Source organism: Candidatus Binatia bacterium, from assembly GCA_036382395.1.
Taxonomy (GTDB): Bacteria; Desulfobacterota; Binatia; order HRBIN30; family HRBIN30; genus JAGDMS01.
Genome location: DASVHW010000119.1, coordinates 1 through 16,644, shown reverse-complemented (window position 1 = coordinate 16,644; position 16,644 = coordinate 1). Strand labels below are relative to the sequence as shown.

Below are 16,644 nucleotides of genomic sequence, written 5' to 3'. Positions count from 1 at the left end.
TTCGTCTTCGCGGAACTTGGCTGCGGCCTTTCAGGTGCGGTTCTGGTGGGACTCAATCCGACGCGCACGGGCTCCTTTCTCGCACGCGACGTCACCTTCGCCGAATGCCAGATCGTGGTCGTCGAAGCACGTTACAGCGAGCAGTTGCAGACCGCGCTCCGAATCGAGCCTGCGGCGCAGATGAAGGTTCTGGTCACCGATGGTGGTTTGGACACGCAAAGCGGGAAATTCCCCAGCAACTGGTCAACCCTCGAGAAGGAACTCGCGGGCGTCGCCACCACCGACCCCGAGGTTGCGGTGCAATCGACTGATCTCCTCATGATTGTCTTCACCTCCGGCACGACCAAGGCGCCCAAGGGAGTGCTCAACAGCCACGGCCGTTTGATGATGCTCGGTTGGGGCGCGTCGGTACACATGTGCAATTTCAGCGCAGCCGACACCGTCTATGCGGCAATGCCGCTGCTGCATTCCAACGCGCAGGTCCTGGCGTTCAGCCCGGCATTGGTGGCGGGCGGATGCATCGCCCTGGCGCGGCGGTTCAGCAAGACCAACTTCCTCGCCGACATCCGGCGCTTCGGAGCAACGCTCTTCAACTACGTCGGCAATCCGCTCGCCTACATCATGGAGACGCCGGCACGGCCCGACGATGCCGACAACCCGCTGCGCTTGGCCTACGGTAACGAAGCCCCGCGGCAGTACATCGAGGCCTTCGCGAAGCGCTTCGGCTGCGAGGTGATCGACGGCTACGGTTCGAGCGAGGTCGGGGTGGGATTCTCGCGAACCGCCAGCGACCCACCGCGCAGCCTTGGTCGCGCTGAGGGAGTGAAGATCCTCAACGAGCCCGGGGAAGAATGTCCCCCCGCCCAGTTCGACGACTCCGGCCGCTTGCTGAATCCCGACGAAGCGGTGGGGGAGATCGTCAACACCAGTGGGGTTTTCCTCTTCGAAGGGTATTACAAGGACGAGGAAACCACACAGCAGCGCACGCGCAAGGGCTGGTTCCACACCGGTGACATGGGATACAAGGACGCCGAGGGATACATCTACTTTGCCGGGCGTGACGCCGAATGGTTGCGGGTTGGCGGCGAGAACTTCCTCGCCAGACCGATCGAAGAGATGCTGATCCGGCATCCGGACGTGATTCTCGCCAGCGTCTACGGCGTCCCCGATCCCGAGGCGGGCGACCAAGTCATGGCGGCCATCAAGCTGCAGGACGAGGCGACGTTCGATCCGGTGGCGTTCGCCGCCTTCCTGGATGGCGCGGCCGATTTGCCGCCGCGCTGGCGGCCCGTGTTTGTACGGGTGGCGCCGGAACTCGCAACCACCCATACCAACAAGGTCCTTAAACGCGTGCTGCGGCGTGAGAAATTCCTCATCGACCGGATCACCGACCCGGTATACTGGCGTCCGCGCGGCGCAGCGGACTTTCAGCCGTTCACCAGCGGTGATCTCGCCGCTTTGCGGGAGCGGTTCGAGCGAGCCGGCCACGGCGGGCGGCTCGAGGAATAGATTCTGGTCCGCCAGCAGAAATGTGAGGACCACGCAGGACCGTCCCCCGGACTGGCAGAGCTGGCGCTCTAACCACAGCGCCAGCAGTCACGAGCATTGGAACGCCGAGCAGAACTCTTCTTTTTGGGAACAGCGCTCGGATTTTCTTACACATAAGAGTTGTTGATTTACGGGCCTAGCCTCGACCGCGCTAGAAATTGTGGCGCACGGTGTGCTACAAGCGGCGGAGCCCTTAATCGTTGACTGGGGCTCCCGTGGCATAGAACCCGTTGGGAATCGCTTCAGCTGGAGGTCCGCATGATGGGATCAGTCGAGAGCAATGCCCGGTTGCGGAAACTTGCGCTGCTGTTCATCGCAACTGTGTGGGTCGGATGCGGAAACAGTAACGATGTGCAGTTTCCATCGCCAACGCCCCAGCCAACCGCTATCCCTACCGCCACCGCCACGAGTTCGGTGCCAACGCCGACGCTTTCGCCGCGGCCGACGGCCACCGCGACGGTGACGAGGTCACCAAGCCCCACGGCAACGACGCGGCCGCCAACGCCCACCGCCACGCAGCCATCCCCTACGCCCACGCAGCCGACAGCCACACCAACCTCCACGCCGGCAGGGGCGGGGCTGTCCAGCTCGATCACCAGCACCACAATTGACGGATCGGGTCACATCGTAGTCACGTTCACGTTGACCGACGCGGCGGGCGTACCAATCATCCCGGTGCTGCCAACGCCACAGAACGATCAGCAGGCGCGCGTACGCCTCACCATCGCGCACGTGGAGGACTATTCGGCTAGCAGCGATGTGGGCACCCCGCGCACCTTCACGCGCTACGTGAACGACATCAACGCCACGAACCCGGCCTATGACAGCAACGGCAGCCTGCAAACCATCGACCCGGTGAGCGGCGTGTACCAGTACACGTTCGGAACGCAGCTGGCGCCCGGGTTTGATCCGTCACGCACGTACACGGTGGGCATGCAGGTCGACCGCTTCGTGGGTAGCAACCGATTGGGCGTCAACCCCGTGTTCGACGTGGTGCCCGCAGGCGGTGCACCACAACTCTTCGCCAGCACGACAACGCAACAATGCAATGCGTGCCATGAACCGCTGCTGGCGCACGGCAACCGCCGCGAGGTACGGCTTTGTATGCTCTGCCACACCGAAGCCGCGGTCGACAGCCCTCCACCTCCCACGCCGCCCCGCAGCCTCGACTTCCGCAACATGATTCACCAGATTCACCGCGGGAAAGATCTGCCGTTGATCGTCAACGGCCCACCCGGCTCCACCTACGCCATAGGGAACACCGTGTTCGCCCAGAAGGACGCCAACGGCGTGGTCACGGGCGTGAAGTTCCCGCGGGCCATCGAGGGATGCGCCGTGTGCCACTCGCAGGGACCGACCGTGCAATACTACAGCGAACGGCCAGCCACGGCGGCGTGCGCAACCTGCCACGACGACGTCAATCCGTCGCTGGCGGATACCCCGGCCGGTCCTCCCGGAACAAACCATGTCGCCTCGAAGGGCTTTCGCGACGGAGACTGTGCCCTGTGCCACGTGCCGGACTTGGGCAACGAGTTCGACATCTCGGTCGTCGGTGCGCACGTGATCCCCGAACGCTCGAGGCAGCTCCATGGCCTGCACGTCACCATCACCGGACTTACGGCTCACGCGGCCGGCCAGACCCCGATCATCGCATTCAATGTAACCGACAACGCGGGGAACCCGCTGGGATCAAGCGATGTCATGAGCCTCGATCGCCTAGCGTTTGCGATCAGCGGACCCTCTGCCGACTACGCCGTGATGCTGACCGCCACAGTAGTGGGTGGCGGTTCATCCGGTACCCTCGTTGGACCCGACGCCAGCGGCGTCTTCCAGTACACGCCGGCCATCAGTATCCCGGCGGACGCGAGTGGCACCTGGGCAATCGGTGCGGAGGCGCGGCGCGCGGTGCACCTCACAACCTCCGGGATTTCTCCAAAAACCGCCGAAGAAGCCGCGCCGAACCCGGTACTCACGTTTACGGTTGACGACTCCACGGCCATGCCCCGCCGTACGGTGGTGGGCGACACTCTCTGCGCCTCGTGTCACGGCGAGTTTTCGAAGGATTTCTCTGTCCACGGGAACCTGCGCAATCAGACGGAATACTGCGCCATCTGTCACAACCCCAACCAGACCGACGCAGAACGCCGGAAGCAAGACCCGGCAGCAGTGGCGCGTGGTGACCAGACCGCCAGCATCGATTTCAAGCGGATGATCCACAAGATCCACACCGGGGACCAGCTCGAGCAGAAACCGTACATTATATACGGGTTCGGCCTGCCGCCGCAGGGATACAGCGCAATCGACTTCGCCGATGTTCGTTTTCCTGGCGATCGGCGCGACTGCGCCAAGTGCCATGTGGACACGACGTACCTGATGCCCCCGTTCCCGGGCACCGCGCTGGGCACACGCCTGACTCATCTCGATTCGGTGACGGGAAACGAGGTAGAGGACGGGCGGCTGGGCCCGATTCGATCGGTGTGCACGGCGTGTCACGACGCCGCTGACGCCGTGGCGCACGCCGAGACGATGACGGCACCCGACGGCACGGAAGCGTGCAGCGTGTGCCACGAGGAGGGACGGGACTTCGCGGTGTCAGGACTGCACGCCGGAAGACAGTAAGACAGCATTCGCACCACAGGGAGGCCGTGCCGGCCGCCTTCCCTGCTGTTCAGACTCCGCCGGCAGGGGGTTTCGTGTCGGGAAAGCGATTCATCATCCGAGTCGCACTCGGGCTGTGGGCAGGTTGGCTGTGCGGCCACCGGGCTCATGCGGTCGACCTGCAGGGTGACCTTTCGCTGCTCGGGCAGGTCCGACAGGGTGACCAATCCCGCGAAACTGAAGCGCCCACAGACCTCTACGGCAACCTGGGCGTCAGTGGACTGTACGGCGGCACCAGCCTCGACACCTACTTTCGCGTCGAACATGACTTCGGGCTCAACCACACAGCAACGGACTTCTATTCCGGCTCCTTGCGTGTGCCCGGCACACCACCCGGAGTCGACTTTACGCTCGGACGCCAATTCCTCAACGAAGGGCTGGCTGCCCCATTCGTCGCTGATGCGGGAAAGATCAACATCGAACCAGGTGGGCCTGTTGGTTTCACCATCTTCGGCGGCCAACCCCGGTATTTCGAACCCACGTATTCCTCCGAAAGCCTGTCGCAAGATGAGCAGATTTTCGGCGGCAGCGTGCACACGACACATCTGAAGGATGGCCGCCTCAGTGTCGGTTATTTCGAGCAGCACCGCGACGGGCGCATCCTGCGGCAGGTTGTCACCGGAACAGGTTCGCGCTCTTTCACCCAGCTACCGGGCCTGCCGAACTTCTACGGGTCGGTTGCCCTCGACACCCAACGGCAGAACGTCGACTTGGGGACGGCAGGATTCGACGTGTTCCTGTTTCAACCACGCTTGCTCTTCAATTTCGAGAGCAGTTACTACAAGCCGCAGAATCAGGGTGAACGCGTGATCGCCGACAAGAACCTCCGCGAGGACGCAATTTTCGAGCTCTTCTCGCTGAGCGAGATGCGCCAGTTCCGGGGTGGGCTGCGGTACACGCTCAGCCGCACGGTCTCCGCCTTCGGCGACTATTCGTATCAGCGCTACGAAAGACAGGACAACAAACCCGTGAACGGCAGCGTCGGGAGCGCGGGGCTTGTGTGGTTACCGGGCGGTGACGGTCTCGAGGTGGTGCGGCTCGAGTACTACGTCATCGACAGCGCCGGAGGAAGCGTAAACGGCGGCAAGGCCTACTACGAGAGCCGGGTCTACAACCGGATTGTGTTCCGGACAAAGATTGACGTGGCCCATTATGCCAAGGAAAACAACCAGCGCGATACGGCCGTCACCGGAATGCTGGGGTTGGGCTACGTCATCCGTCCCGGCCTGGTGTGGGAACTCGACTTTGAAGGCAACCGTAACCAGCGCTTCGACGAAGAGTTTCGCTTCGGTTTCTTGATTCGGTACAACTTCGATTACCGGGCCAACAAGCCGGCACAGCCCCAGGGAGCCTCTGCCAAGCCGAATCCTTGGGAGCCCAGCTCAGGGAGGCCGGTCTCGTGAAGCGCGCCGCGTGTCTAGTCGCAACCATGCTGGCCGCCGCCGCGATCGCGTCGGCCTGCCGTCAATACTTGCCGTCGAACCGTTACCTGCAGCTCCGCCAGCCTGCAGAGGCCGCACGGGGCACGGCGGACGCCCGTTGGAAGTTCAATCACGCGAAACACGCGCCCACCTTGGCGTCGGCAAATGTCACGTGCATCGAGTGCCATCGCTTTGATGCGCTGATCGAGGCGGGCAACGAAGAGCTGGCGCGTGAGCTGTCGGCACAGGCCCAGTACCCCCACAGCGCCGCCTGCCATTTCTGCCATGTCGATAGCGAGTCGCGCATGGCGAAGGCTCCGCAAGCCTGCACGACCTGTCATGAGAATCTCGCGCCCCTGCGTCCGCCCGACCACGAGGTTGCGTGGCTCAAGGTGCATGCCAACATGTCGCGGGCAAATCCGGCGAAGTGCGAAAACTGCCACCGCGAGTCGTTCTGCATCGACTGCCACGACCGCCGCGATACCATCCAAACGCGGGTCCACGACCGCAACTTCCGCTTCTTCCACTCGGTACAGGTCCGCGCCAACCCGATGCAATGCGGCAGCTGCCATCGCGAGGACTTCTGCATCAACTGCCACAAGCAGGGCAAAGTGGATGTAGGCCAATGACCCGACGAACAATTCTGGCCGTCTTATTGTTGATAGCCGCCGGCGGGTGCGGCAGCAGCGGTCCGCCACAAAGCGAAGATTACGGCAATCTGTTGAACTCTCCCCAAGGACTCCTTCTCGTACAGGAGGAACATCAGACCGGTTGGGGTCGCCCGGACTGCTTCGCCTGTCACGAAATCCGCAACATCCACATCATCAACCGTACGGGCGACCCATCCTTCGACTTGGCCCAGGTCCGTGCAGTGGTCGACCGTTTAGGCGTGGCCAGCTGTCCGCAATGCCATGGCACCAACGGGGTCCAGCAATGAAGTTCACTGCATTTGCTCTGTTTGCTCTCCTGGCCGCCGTCAATCCCGTCCTGTCCCAGGAAGAATCTGACAGTCCTCACCGGATGCTGAAGCCAGACGGCGGGACCGATACGGAGAAGTGCGGCATCTGCCACCAGGAAGACATGTCACTCTCCCAGCCGAAATCCGAGCTCTGCAAGATGTGCCATGCCGCCACCATTCACAGCGGGACGGCGGAGCACCTGCAGGCCACGCCGGCACAGCTGGCGCGACTCCTCCCGACAAAGAAGGAAGGCCAGCCAGAGCTGCCGCTGACGGAGGAAAACGGCATCTTCTGTGGTACCTGTCACCTGTTTCACGACCCGAGGGTCATAGGGGAGAAGGGTCTCGATCAACGCTGGCTGCCCGCCGCCACCGGGCTCCCAGAGGCGGTTCGGACGGCACTGGTGGCGCAATGGAGCCGCATCGCCAGTAAGTACGGTGAGTCGAGCCCTCAAGCGAAGTTTTCCAGCAGAGGCACTCGGGCATTGCGGCTGCCCGTCAGCGACGGGAGTCTCTGCCGCCACTGCCATGGAACCCAGCCATGAAGCGGTACGCCTTGCGCTCCTGTCTGCTCGTGCTGTTCACCACTGGATGTGGCGGTCACGGGGCGACCCAGTTCGGAGGGCCGCCGCCGGCTGCCGTTGTCGCGTTTGGCGACTGCGCCCTCTGCCATCGACAGAACGCCGCAAACATGGCGGGCGCGGCCCCCAACCTCAAGTGCGAGGTCTGTCACGGAGATCGCTCCCCGGGCATCACCGGTCCGGGGCACCGCAGTATTCCCGGCCCGGCCCAGGTCCCCTCGTTCGTCGGACCATCACACCTCCTCGGTGCCGAGGCGCCGTTCGGCTCGTGCGCGTACTGCCACAACCAATTTGGCGTCATCCTGACGCCGTACAGTGCGGATCTGAAATGCGAGACGTGTCATGACAACCGCCTTCCGGGCACGTACGGCCCAGGGCACCGTAGCCTGCCCGGTCCGGACAAGGTCCCTTCACCCGCCGGCCCAACGCACCAACTCGGAGCGCAGGCCGCGTTGGGCTTCTGCGCCTACTGCCACAACCAGTTCGCCGCCGACCTGACGCCGTACAGTGCGGATTTGAAATGTGAGACGTGTCATGACAACCGCCTCCCGGGCACGTACGGCCCGGGGCACCGTAGCTTCCCCGGTTTGGACAAGGTCCCTTCACCCGCCGGCCCAACACACCAACTCGGAGCGCAGGCCGCGTTGGGCTTTTGCGCCTACTGCCATAACCAGTTCGCGGTGAACTTGACCCCCTACAGCAATGATCTGAAGTGTGAAACGTGTCATGACAACCGCCTCCCGGGCACCTACGGCCCGGGGCACCGCAGCCTCCCCGGTCCAGACAAGGTCCCTGCACCCGTCGGCCCAACGCACCAACTCGGCCCGGAAGCCGCGCTTGGGTACTGCGGCTTCTGCCACAACCTGGAAGCGGCCAAGCTGACCGCTTCCGGTGGTCACGGCGGCCTCGTCTGTGAGCGCTGCCACCTGAACCTCCAGGTCGGCCAGTTTGGACTCGGGCACCGCAGCCTGCCCGCGTGCGCGGACTGCCACAGCGCGCAGCAACCGCATGAAGACCCAGCGGCGGGAACACCGTCGCAGTGCTTCCAGTGCCACACCCCGCACGGCAGCAGCAATCTCTTCTTCGTCCGGGAGCAGATCCTCACGCCGTCAGGGGCGCAACGTGTGGTCGAGTTTACCAACGTCAACGGCGCCGCCGACGGCGGCTTCGCCAGCGTGACACCTCCGGTGCGGGGAGTGTGCCAAGTCTGCCACACGACCACGCAGTTCTACCGCGCCGATGGCTCTGGCAACGCCCACTTCACGTTCCCTTGTTATATTTGTCACTTGCACACCAACGGCTTTCTGCCCTGAACTGACGGAACGGGCTCGACAGCTCAGGACATCCATGCTCTCTGTGGGCCGGTTGACTGGGTATGGCGGTAGGCAAGCGGGAGCGTCGGCAGGCAGCACGGTTGGGAGTACTGCTGCGGGTGGAGCGGGGTCTGTGGTCTACAGGCATCACCAATGTTGCCGGTGTCGATGAAGTCGGCGTCGGGCCGCTTGCCGGCCCGGTACTGGCGGCCGCCGTCATCATGCCTCAAGGCGCTGCGCTCCGGGGCGTTGATGATTCCAAGAAGCTCACCGCTGCGCTCCGGGAGGAGTTGGCGGCAAAGATTCATGCTGTGGCGATCGGAATCGGGATCGGCATCGTCGAACCCGAAGAGATTGACCGCTTGAACATCTATCGCGCCGCACTGGAAGCTATGCGGCAGGCGGTGACGGCCTTGCCGGTTGCCCCCGAGCACGTTCTCGTGGATGCGCGCCGCATTCCCGGCCTCACCATGGCGCAGACTCCCCTGATCAAGGGGGATTCACGCAGCTACTCGATCGCCGCCGCGTCCATCGTCGCCAAAGTCGCGCGCGATCGCATCATGCGCGAGTTGGATCAACTGTACCCGCAATACGGCTTTCGGGATCATATGGGCTACGGCACGGCACAGCACCTGACCGCCATCGGCCAGTATGGCCCGTCGCCAGTGCATCGGCGCTCGTTCGCCCCCGTGCGTGAGCTCCGCTTGCCCGGCATATAGCAGCGCCGGCCTCGTGCTGCTGCTGAAAAACTACTGCGTCTCCGCGTGGGGCGGTTCGTGCCTGCGCACGAACCGCCCACGCCCAGGTAAGGAGGGTTCACGCGGCATCTGTGAGATGCCGCGCATTGGCAGGCGGAAGGGGGGCTACCGCGCTGCCACTATAATGAGACGATCGCGGCACTGATTCATTCAAATATCCCCAGATCCGGCTCAGTCTAGGCGCCGTAACAGCACCGGCGTGCTAGAATCCCCACAAATTGGAGGGATAAAGATGGCAGAGATTCCAGCTGGATTCCGTGACTTGCTCACAAAGAAGACCTTCGCGCACCTCGCCACCCTGATGCCGGATGGCAGTCCGCAAGTGACGCCGGTGTGGTTCGATTTCGCCGGCGGCTTTCTGCTAATCAACTCGGCCAAGGGACGTATAAAGGACAAGAACATCCGCCGCGACCCGCGGGTCGGAGTGTGCATACTCGATCCCGATAATCCATACCGGCACCTGGCGATCCGCGGTAAGGTCGTGGAAATTACCGAAAAGGGAGCGGACGCACATATCGATGCGCTCGCGAAGAAATACCTCGGCCTTGATACGTACCCGAACCGGAAGCCCGGGGAGGTACGGGTGATCTATCGCATCGAGCCGTTGCAGACGGCAACGATGAGCTGACGTGGGGCTGCGGATCATCTCTCAGCGCCGGGGTCGCAGCCGAAAGAAGTGCTGACGGTAGAAGCGGAGTTCTTCAATGGACTCGCGGATGTCGTCGAGCGCCATGTGGGAGTGCTTCTTCTCCGGTGCGCTGGGCCCTTCAGAATACCAGCGGCGCACCAGCTCTTTGACCGTACTGACGTCGAGGTTGCGGTAGTGTAGATAGGCTTCGAGCGCAGGCATGTAGCGGGCGAGAAAACGCCGGTCCTGGCAGATTGAATTGCCGCACAGCGGCGAGATGCGTTCGGGACAGTACGTCTTGACGAAGTCCAGCACTTGCTTCTCGGCTTCGGCCATTGACAGCGTCGATGCCAGGACGCGCTGAGTCAAGCCGGATGCCCCGTGGTGTTCACGGTTCCACGCGTCCATGCGTTCCAGCACATGTGCCGGCTGGTGAATTACGAGCACCGGGCCCTCGGCCACTGCCTCGATCTCGTTGTTGGTGATCAGCGTCGCGACCTCCAGGATCGTATCCCGGTCAGGGTCGAGCCCGGTCATTTCCAAATCCATCCAGACCAGGTTCGACTCGCTCTGCTCAGCCATTCACGCTGACCTTTCGCAACGGCGGTGCGCCCGAGATCGAGCCCTCAGGCGCACGCCGAGATCCCGCCATCTACGGGAATGACCGTACCGGTCAGGTACGCGCCCGCACGCGAAGCGAGGTAGATCGCCACCCCGGCCATGTCTTCCGGCTCACCGATCCGGCCGAGCGGGCAGGTGGCAATGATGATGTCTCTGAACTGATCGAGCGTCTCCGCCATCATTTTACTTTCGAACGGTCCGGGTGCCACCGCGTTGACCGTGATGCCGCGCGGCGCCAGCGTCCGCGCCAGCACCCGTGTCATGTGGTGCAGCGCGGCCTTGCTGGCGGAGTACGCGTAGGTCTCAAGGCGCGGGGCCGTTAGGCCGTCAATCGAGCCGATGTTGATGACGCGGGCCGGGTCGCCCGGCCGCGCTCCCTTCTCGAGCAGGCCCAGGAGTTCGCGCGTGAGAAAGAAGGGGCCCTTGAGGTTGAGGGCCAGCACTTTGTCCCAGGCAGAATCGGGATACTCGGCGAGCGGCGCGCCCCAGTTGGCCCCGGCGTTGTTCACCAAGATGTGCAGAGCCGGCTCGCGCCGGGCGATTTCGTGCGCCAGACCCTTGGCACCCGCTTCCGTCGAGAGATCAGCGGGGATGGAAATGCACGTGCCGTGGGCCGAGAGTTCAGCCGCCACGCGGTCGCACACGTCCTGCTTGCGCGACGACACGTACACCTTCGCGCCGGCTTCTACGTAGCCGCGCGCAATCATCAATCCGATACCGCGCGAGCCTCCCGTGACCACTGCCGTCTTGCCCTCGATCGAAAACAGATTGTTCACCGACGCCCCTCCTGGTCAGAAATACCCTGGCGTTGGAGTTAGCACCTGCACAGCGCTGCGCCAAGCCGAGTTCGTGAGTCGTGTTCGTGAATCGTGCTCGTCCCGGAGTCTCGCCAACACGGCTCGCGAGCACGATTCACACCTCAGCCCCTTGCGCCCCGCCTGAATCTTGCGATCATGCTGGTGTCGAGGACACCCGCATCCATGCTGCCTCGCTCCCTTCGGTTTTTCCATGCCTGTCGCTGAATTCCCCGACCCACGGACGGCAAACCACGACGGGATCGTCGCCATCGGCGGCGATCTCCACCCGCAGACATTGCTGCTGGCTTATCGTCAAGGAATTTTCCCCTGGCCTGTGCCAGGTTTCCCGCTGCTGTGGTTTTGTCCGGCGGAACGCGGGGTTCTGAAATTCCACGACTTGCACCTGCCGCGGAGTTTGGTCCGTGCGCGCCGCCAGACCACTCTCCGCTTCACCGTAGACCACGCATTTCCTGAAGTGATCCGCGCCTGCGCGGATACGCTGCGACCGGAGCAGGATGGCACCTGGATCACGCCGCAAGTGATCAAGGCATATATCCGACTGCACGGAATGGGCATCGCGCACAGCGCCGAGGCCTGGAATGCCGAGCTCCTTGTCGGTGGCGTATACGGTGTTGAGGTCGACGGTGCGTTTGCCGCCGAGAGCATGTTTCACCGCGAACCCAACGCCTCCAAACTCGCGCTCCTCCATCTCATTGAGCAGCTGCGGGGGCGGGGTCTGGACTGGCTCGACATCCAGGTCTTGACCCCGCACCTGGTGCGTCTGGGAGCCAAGGCGATCAGCCGTGACGAGTTCCTGCAAAAGCTCCGGCGTACCCGCGCTCGGGGCCTCACGCTGTTTTCCTCCTGAACCAAGCCAGAGCAGAAGACGGGCAGGCCACTTCAGTCGAGCGGTACCTCAATCCTGTTCGATTCGATTTGCAGCGGGGTCTTACCGATCCGCGGCTCGCACGTTGACAGCACGATGTGGGATTCCGGAGCGGAATTGCTGTTGATGCTACCGCCAGCATCAACAGTCATGACGCGGAACTCATGCGTGTCTGGTGCCGGCTGAACGGCAAAGCACCCGTTCTCAATCGCACCGCCGCCGCTGATCGGTTGAACCGTCACCGTGCGGCTGCCTTTGGGGCCGACCAGCGCCGCTTTTGCAGCAACAAGCACCGGGAACGCCGTCAGGCTGTGCAGGCCGCAGGTTGCGCCTTCGAGACGCGGATAACGATCGAAGTCGGTGCGCAGAAAGACGCGGGCGTTGTCGGCTGAAAGATTCTCTTGCACCCGTGAGGTCGTCGCCTCCCAGAAACGCGGCGGTCCGGTATCGACGTGGAGGAACTTGTTCTGGCGGTAGTACCCGACACCGCCGGCCCCGAGATCGCGCAGTTGACGCCACAGCCGCGCCATGTCCAGGCCGACAAACATGATGTCGGCGGCCATGGCTTCGGTGTGCAGTGATGCCTGGGCCACCGCGCCTCCGGCGTTGCGCAGATCCGCGTTGAACTCCGGGCTACGGAACCCGGACAGCAAGACCATCTGCCGCGGATGATAATGATCCTCGATGTACGACAGCAGTTCGATGAGGCGTAGCGGAACGGGGGCTTCGCGTCCGTCCTCGCGTGAACGGAAGAAGTGCTCGATCTGTTTCAGGGCCGCCGGGTCATAGCTGCCGTCCTGGTGCCGGTAGCGCACGTCGAGGGTGCTATCGAAGTAGGCGTGGCGCAGGATCAGCCGTCCCTGCCCTTCGAAGAAAAAGCGTGGCCCTGCCGCCGACGCCGGCTGCGCCAACAGCAGCGCGAGTGCTAGCAGGTAGGCTGCCTGCAGAGACGTGTGGGTGCGAATCACCAGCGAATCAACTCTGGGGCCCACGCGCGGCAAGGGCCACGTCGTGCTGGCGACGGTACGCCGCCCACTTGGCATCGACCTCCTGCTGCAATTTCTCGACGGCCTCTTTCCCCAGCGCCTTGAAGCGGCCTTGCGCCTCCAAGTACTCGCTCACTGGCGGCAGTTTCTTCTTACCGAGCAATTTGGCGGAAGGTTCACTGAGCCTCATTTCGCCGCCTTCGATCTCATAGAGCACGTAGATACCGGTGCTGACCGCCAGCCTGCCGATGGCTACCGCCATCCGTTCTTCCATTGCCCAGCCCGGGGGACACGGCGTGTGGGCGTGAATGTATTTCAAGCCTTTCAAGCTGAGAGCCTTTTTGATCTTGTCGTGAAAATCCATCGGATACGCGGCCGAACAGGTGGCCACGTACGCCGGAGAGTGCGCGGCGACGATCGCCGGGACATCCTTGCTGCGCTCGCGCTTCCCATTGATGGAGGTGTTGGCCGTCAGCGCTCCTTGCGGCGTCGTTCCAGAGCGCTGGACACCCGTGTTCATGTACCCTTCGTTGTCGTAGCAGATGTACAGGAAATCCTCGCCGCGCTCGATTGCTCCCGACAGCGCCTGGATACCGATGTCCGCCGTTCCGCCGTCACCCGCCCAGGCCACCACTTGGGTATGGTCGTTCTTCTGCGCCCGGAGCGCGGCCTTTACACCCGACGCAGCAGCCGCCGTCGACGCAAACGTCACATTCAGCACCGAGAGCTGCGTCGACGTGATGGGATACAACCCTTGCATCACCGTCAAACAGCTCGGTGGCACGACGAGGATGGCGTCTCTGCCGATGGCCTTGAGCCCGATCCTGTAGAGGATGTTCAGTCCGCAGCCCGTGCAGGCCCGGTTGCCCGGGTACACGAACTCCTCGTCGGTCAGATTCAAGACGGTTGTCTTTTTTTCCTCCATCGCCGCCCGCCTACCGGCCCAGCCCAATCCAACCCGGATTGTCGAACTTCGCAGACCCACGCTCGACGCAGTCGCGAATCGCGTCGTAGAAATCGGCGCTCTGGTAGCTTCTGCCGCCGAGACCGAGGATGTAATTCCACACCGGCGGCCGTGATGCGCACGGATACAGCGCCGCCTGCAGGTCGGCGCACACCGTCCCCGAATGTCCGAAACTCAGCGCCTTCTCGAAGACGATCACTCCTTTTCGGTCCGCCAGCTCCGCGGCGAGGAACTCGCTCGGAAATGGGCGATACAGGGAGAGGGCGAGCAGGCCAACCTTCAGCCCATCATCTCTCAGACGAACGACCACGTCCTTGATCTGGTTGGCCATCGAGCCGAGCGCGACCGCCACATATTCGGCGTCGTCACAGAGGTGCTTCTCCGCGATGGGGTTTCCACCGCGGCCGATGATCTCGGCAAACTCGCCGTCGATGCGCGTATAGATGTCGATGGCCTGCTTCATCTCCATGTGGAGGTTGTGCCGCAGTTCCATATAGCCGGGAGCAAACTCACCGTGGATATCCGGCCGGCCCCCCGGGAGCGTCACCGTGTTCAAGCTGGTGGGATTATTGGGACCCAGGGTGTGCCGGTATTCGTAGGGAGGCAAGAAGGCATCTACCGCGACCTGGTCCGGAACGTCGTAAGGCATGTAGGTATGCGACAAGTAGTAGCCGTCGTAACAGACCATCACCGGAATGCAGACCTCCTCCGAGAGCCGGTATGCCTTGATGACCGTATCAAGGATTTCTTGATGGTCTTTCGCATAGATTTGGATCCAGCCGGTGTCGCGTTGCGAGATGGAATCCTGGTGATCGTTCCAGATATTGAACGGGGCGCCGACGGCCCGATTGACGACGCACATGACCATCGGCAAGCGCGCCCCCGCGGTCCAGTGGAGCTGCTCGGCCATGTAGAGCAAGCCGTTGGCCGAGGTCGCCGTAAACGTCCGCGCGCTGGTGCTCGACGCACCGATGCAGACCGCCAGCGCGCTGTGCTCGCTCTCCACCGCCACGTATTCGGCGTCGAAGGATCCGCTGTCGACGTATTCGGAAAGTTTCTCGGTCAGGGGGGTCTGCGGGGTGATCGGATAGGCGGCGATGACCTGGACCCTGGCTAGCCTCACCCCGGTGGCGGCAGCGACGTTGCCGGATTCAAAGACGAACATATGTTACCGGTCATCCGCCCCCGAGAACTTGCTCTCTTCGACCATCGTGATGGCTTTGGGGGGACATTCCTCGGCACAGATGCCGCAGCCCTTGCAGTACTCGAGATTGATTTGCGGCTGGAGGGTCTTGGACACCACGCTATCCGGGCAGTAGAGCCAACAGAAGAAACAGGCTGGCTTGCCCGTCTTCGCCGGTGCGCACTTGGTGTAGTCGATGACCGGCCTGAGGACCCGCCAGGAGCCGGTGCGTCCGGCGTCGCCGGGCCCGGCATAACTAGCGGAGGTCAATACGCGCAGATTCTCGGTAGGCATGGTTGCTACTCCGTCGTCGTCTGCGCATAGGTCATGCGCGCGGCCTCGGCGTTTGCGGCCGCCCTCTTGCCTTTGAACTCCACTTCGATGGCCTCGAGCAGTTTGGACAGTGGCATGATGGGCAGCGCTTTCGCAAGCGCGCCAATGATACCGGTGTTCACGATCCCCCGTTTCAGGCCGGCCTGTTCCGCCAGATGTGTCACATCGGCAGTTGCCACCCTCACGTGATTGCCGTCATAGGCTGCCCGACCCTTGGGCGTATTGATGACCAAGATGCCGCCCGGCTTCATGCCCGCGGTGACGTTGACCTCGCGCAGAATGGAATCATCGAGCACCACGACGACATCTGGATGCTGGATGGGACACAAGTCGTTGATCTTCGTCTTCGAGATCTTGAGTGAAACTTCGACCGGCGCGCCTCGGCGTTCGGTCCCGAAGCTCGGAGCCATCACCACGCCTGGGAAGCCGGATTCAAACGCGGCCTGTGCGAAGATCTTCGCCGCGGTGATCGCCCCTTGGCCACCGCGACCGTGCCAGCGGATTTCGACCGTTTCGTTCTGCATACAGGTACTTCTATCAGATACGAAATCCGACTTCGCTCCGCAAGGCAAATCCGCGCCGGGTAGTGCCCCGGGTGTGTGTCGTCAATGTGGGGAATCTCGAAAGCCATGGTCGCGAGAAGGGTTCTACCAGTAGCTCCTACTGCAGGCTTCAGACGATCTCGATACTGTTGGTGCTAGGCGTTCCGCATACGCCGAAGGCGTTACGTATCACAGCCCAGGGTTGCCGCAGTAGCGGCTACCCTGGGTAGAGAAGGGCCCGACGCCTCTACCCTGACAGGGTTACGTTGCGCCGGCCTGTTCGCCGATTCTCGCACGTCATGTTGCGGCGACCAGAGCGCAACCCCTTTGGGGTAGGGTGTTCTGGCGATTCTCTACCCAGGGTAGGCGCGCCGCGCGCCAAGGGTCACTGACCCAACCCTGGGCTGTGGTGCAGTAGAGTCGAGATGTGGCGCGGTGGTTTAGGCCGAGATTTGGATTCCCTGTTG

At 62.9% G+C, this 16,644-nt stretch carries 18 protein-coding genes; 10 read left to right on the top strand and 8 right to left on the bottom strand.

Going from position 1 to position 16,644, the window contains the following annotated elements; all coding sequences use genetic code 11:
• Nucleotides 1–1,509, top strand: a 1,509-nt coding sequence (locus tag VF515_05700; GenBank protein HEX7407130.1) for an AMP-binding protein, incomplete at its 5' end; no start/stop codon positions are given.
• Between the two features lie 281 nt (nucleotides 1,510–1,790).
• Here VF515_05700 and VF515_05695 read toward each other — a convergent pair.
• On the bottom strand, nucleotides 1,791–2,144 hold the full coding sequence (locus VF515_05695) for a hypothetical protein (GenBank protein ID HEX7407129.1): 354 nt from the start codon (nucleotides 2,142–2,144) through the stop codon (nucleotides 1,791–1,793).
• On the opposite strand from VF515_05695, the gene VF515_05690 reads away from it, so the two are divergent.
• The 8 genes from VF515_05690 (at nucleotide 2,128) to VF515_05655 (ending at nucleotide 9,865) form a co-directional block, all read left to right on the top strand.
• Nucleotides 2,128–4,167: an OmcA/MtrC family decaheme c-type cytochrome gene (locus VF515_05690; GenBank protein ID HEX7407128.1), complete on the top strand. Its 2,040-nt coding sequence runs from the start codon at nucleotides 2,128–2,130 to the stop codon at nucleotides 4,165–4,167. The genes VF515_05695 and VF515_05690 overlap by 17 nt on opposite strands.
• Before the next feature lie 74 nt (nucleotides 4,168–4,241).
• Nucleotides 4,242–5,609: a hypothetical protein gene (locus VF515_05685; GenBank protein ID HEX7407127.1), complete on the top strand. Its 1,368-nt coding sequence runs from the start codon at nucleotides 4,242–4,244 to the stop codon at nucleotides 5,607–5,609.
• Nucleotides 5,606–6,256, top strand: coding sequence for a cytochrome c3 family protein (locus VF515_05680; protein HEX7407126.1), 651 nt, complete (start codon nucleotides 5,606–5,608; stop codon nucleotides 6,254–6,256). Before VF515_05685 ends, VF515_05680 begins: the two co-directional genes overlap by 4 nt.
• Nucleotides 6,253–6,564: a hypothetical protein gene (locus tag VF515_05675; protein ID HEX7407125.1), complete on the top strand. Its 312-nt coding sequence runs from the start codon at nucleotides 6,253–6,255 to the stop codon at nucleotides 6,562–6,564. The genes VF515_05680 and VF515_05675 overlap by 4 nt, the downstream gene beginning before the upstream one ends.
• Nucleotides 6,561–7,130, top strand: a complete 570-nt coding sequence (locus tag VF515_05670) for a hypothetical protein (protein ID HEX7407124.1) — start codon at nucleotides 6,561–6,563, stop codon at nucleotides 7,128–7,130. Before VF515_05675 ends, VF515_05670 begins: the two co-directional genes overlap by 4 nt.
• A complete protein-coding gene (locus VF515_05665) occupies nucleotides 7,127–8,479 on the top strand; it encodes a hypothetical protein (protein HEX7407123.1) in 1,353 nt (450 codons plus the stop codon). Before VF515_05670 ends, VF515_05665 begins: the two co-directional genes overlap by 4 nt.
• 62 nt (nucleotides 8,480–8,541) lie before the next feature.
• A complete protein-coding gene (locus VF515_05660) occupies nucleotides 8,542–9,198 on the top strand; it encodes a ribonuclease HII (GenBank protein HEX7407122.1) in 657 nt (218 codons plus the stop codon).
• A gap of 271 nt (nucleotides 9,199–9,469) precedes the next feature.
• Nucleotides 9,470–9,865, top strand: a complete 396-nt coding sequence (locus VF515_05655) for a PPOX class F420-dependent oxidoreductase (protein ID HEX7407121.1) — start codon at nucleotides 9,470–9,472, stop codon at nucleotides 9,863–9,865.
• Nucleotides 9,866–9,886: 21 nt separating this feature from the next.
• Here VF515_05655 and orn read toward each other — a convergent pair whose 3' ends face one another.
• Both orn and VF515_05645 read right to left on the bottom strand, forming a co-directional pair.
• The gene (gene orn, locus VF515_05650; GenBank protein ID HEX7407120.1) at nucleotides 9,887–10,447 is read right to left on the bottom strand and encodes an oligoribonuclease; all 561 of its coding nucleotides are present in this window, start codon (nucleotides 10,445–10,447) and stop codon (nucleotides 9,887–9,889) included.
• 44 nt (nucleotides 10,448–10,491) lie between these two features.
• Nucleotides 10,492–11,262 (bottom strand): SDR family oxidoreductase, encoded by a 771-nt coding sequence (locus VF515_05645; GenBank protein HEX7407119.1) that lies wholly within the window; start codon nucleotides 11,260–11,262, stop codon nucleotides 10,492–10,494.
• A 232-nt stretch (nucleotides 11,263–11,494) separates the two neighbouring features.
• Between VF515_05645 and aat the strand changes: the two genes are divergently transcribed.
• On the top strand, nucleotides 11,495–12,151 hold the full coding sequence (gene aat, locus VF515_05640; GenBank protein ID HEX7407118.1) for a leucyl/phenylalanyl-tRNA--protein transferase: 657 nt from the start codon (nucleotides 11,495–11,497) through the stop codon (nucleotides 12,149–12,151).
• A gap of 32 nt (nucleotides 12,152–12,183) precedes the next feature.
• On the opposite strand, the gene VF515_05635 is transcribed toward aat, so the two are convergent.
• From VF515_05635 to VF515_05615, 5 genes are read right to left on the bottom strand one after another with little or no spacing between them, the layout of a single operon-like run.
• A complete protein-coding gene (locus tag VF515_05635) occupies nucleotides 12,184–13,137 on the bottom strand; it encodes a DUF882 domain-containing protein (protein ID HEX7407117.1) in 954 nt (317 codons plus the stop codon).
• Between the two features lie 7 nt (nucleotides 13,138–13,144).
• Complete coding sequence (locus VF515_05630; protein HEX7407116.1) at nucleotides 13,145–14,080, bottom strand: thiamine pyrophosphate-dependent enzyme; 936 nt, start codon at nucleotides 14,078–14,080, stop codon at nucleotides 13,145–13,147.
• A 10-nt stretch (nucleotides 14,081–14,090) separates the two neighbouring features.
• Nucleotides 14,091–15,284: a pyruvate ferredoxin oxidoreductase gene (locus tag VF515_05625; protein HEX7407115.1), complete on the bottom strand. Its 1,194-nt coding sequence runs from the start codon at nucleotides 15,282–15,284 to the stop codon at nucleotides 14,091–14,093.
• 3 nt (nucleotides 15,285–15,287) lie between these two features.
• Entirely contained in the window at nucleotides 15,288–15,596 is a 309-nt protein-coding gene (locus VF515_05620; GenBank protein ID HEX7407114.1) for a 4Fe-4S binding protein, read from the bottom strand.
• 5 nt (nucleotides 15,597–15,601) lie between these two features.
• On the bottom strand, nucleotides 15,602–16,159 hold the full coding sequence (locus VF515_05615) for a 2-oxoacid:acceptor oxidoreductase family protein (GenBank protein ID HEX7407113.1): 558 nt from the start codon (nucleotides 16,157–16,159) through the stop codon (nucleotides 15,602–15,604).
• Nucleotides 16,160–16,644: the final 485 nt, after the last annotated feature.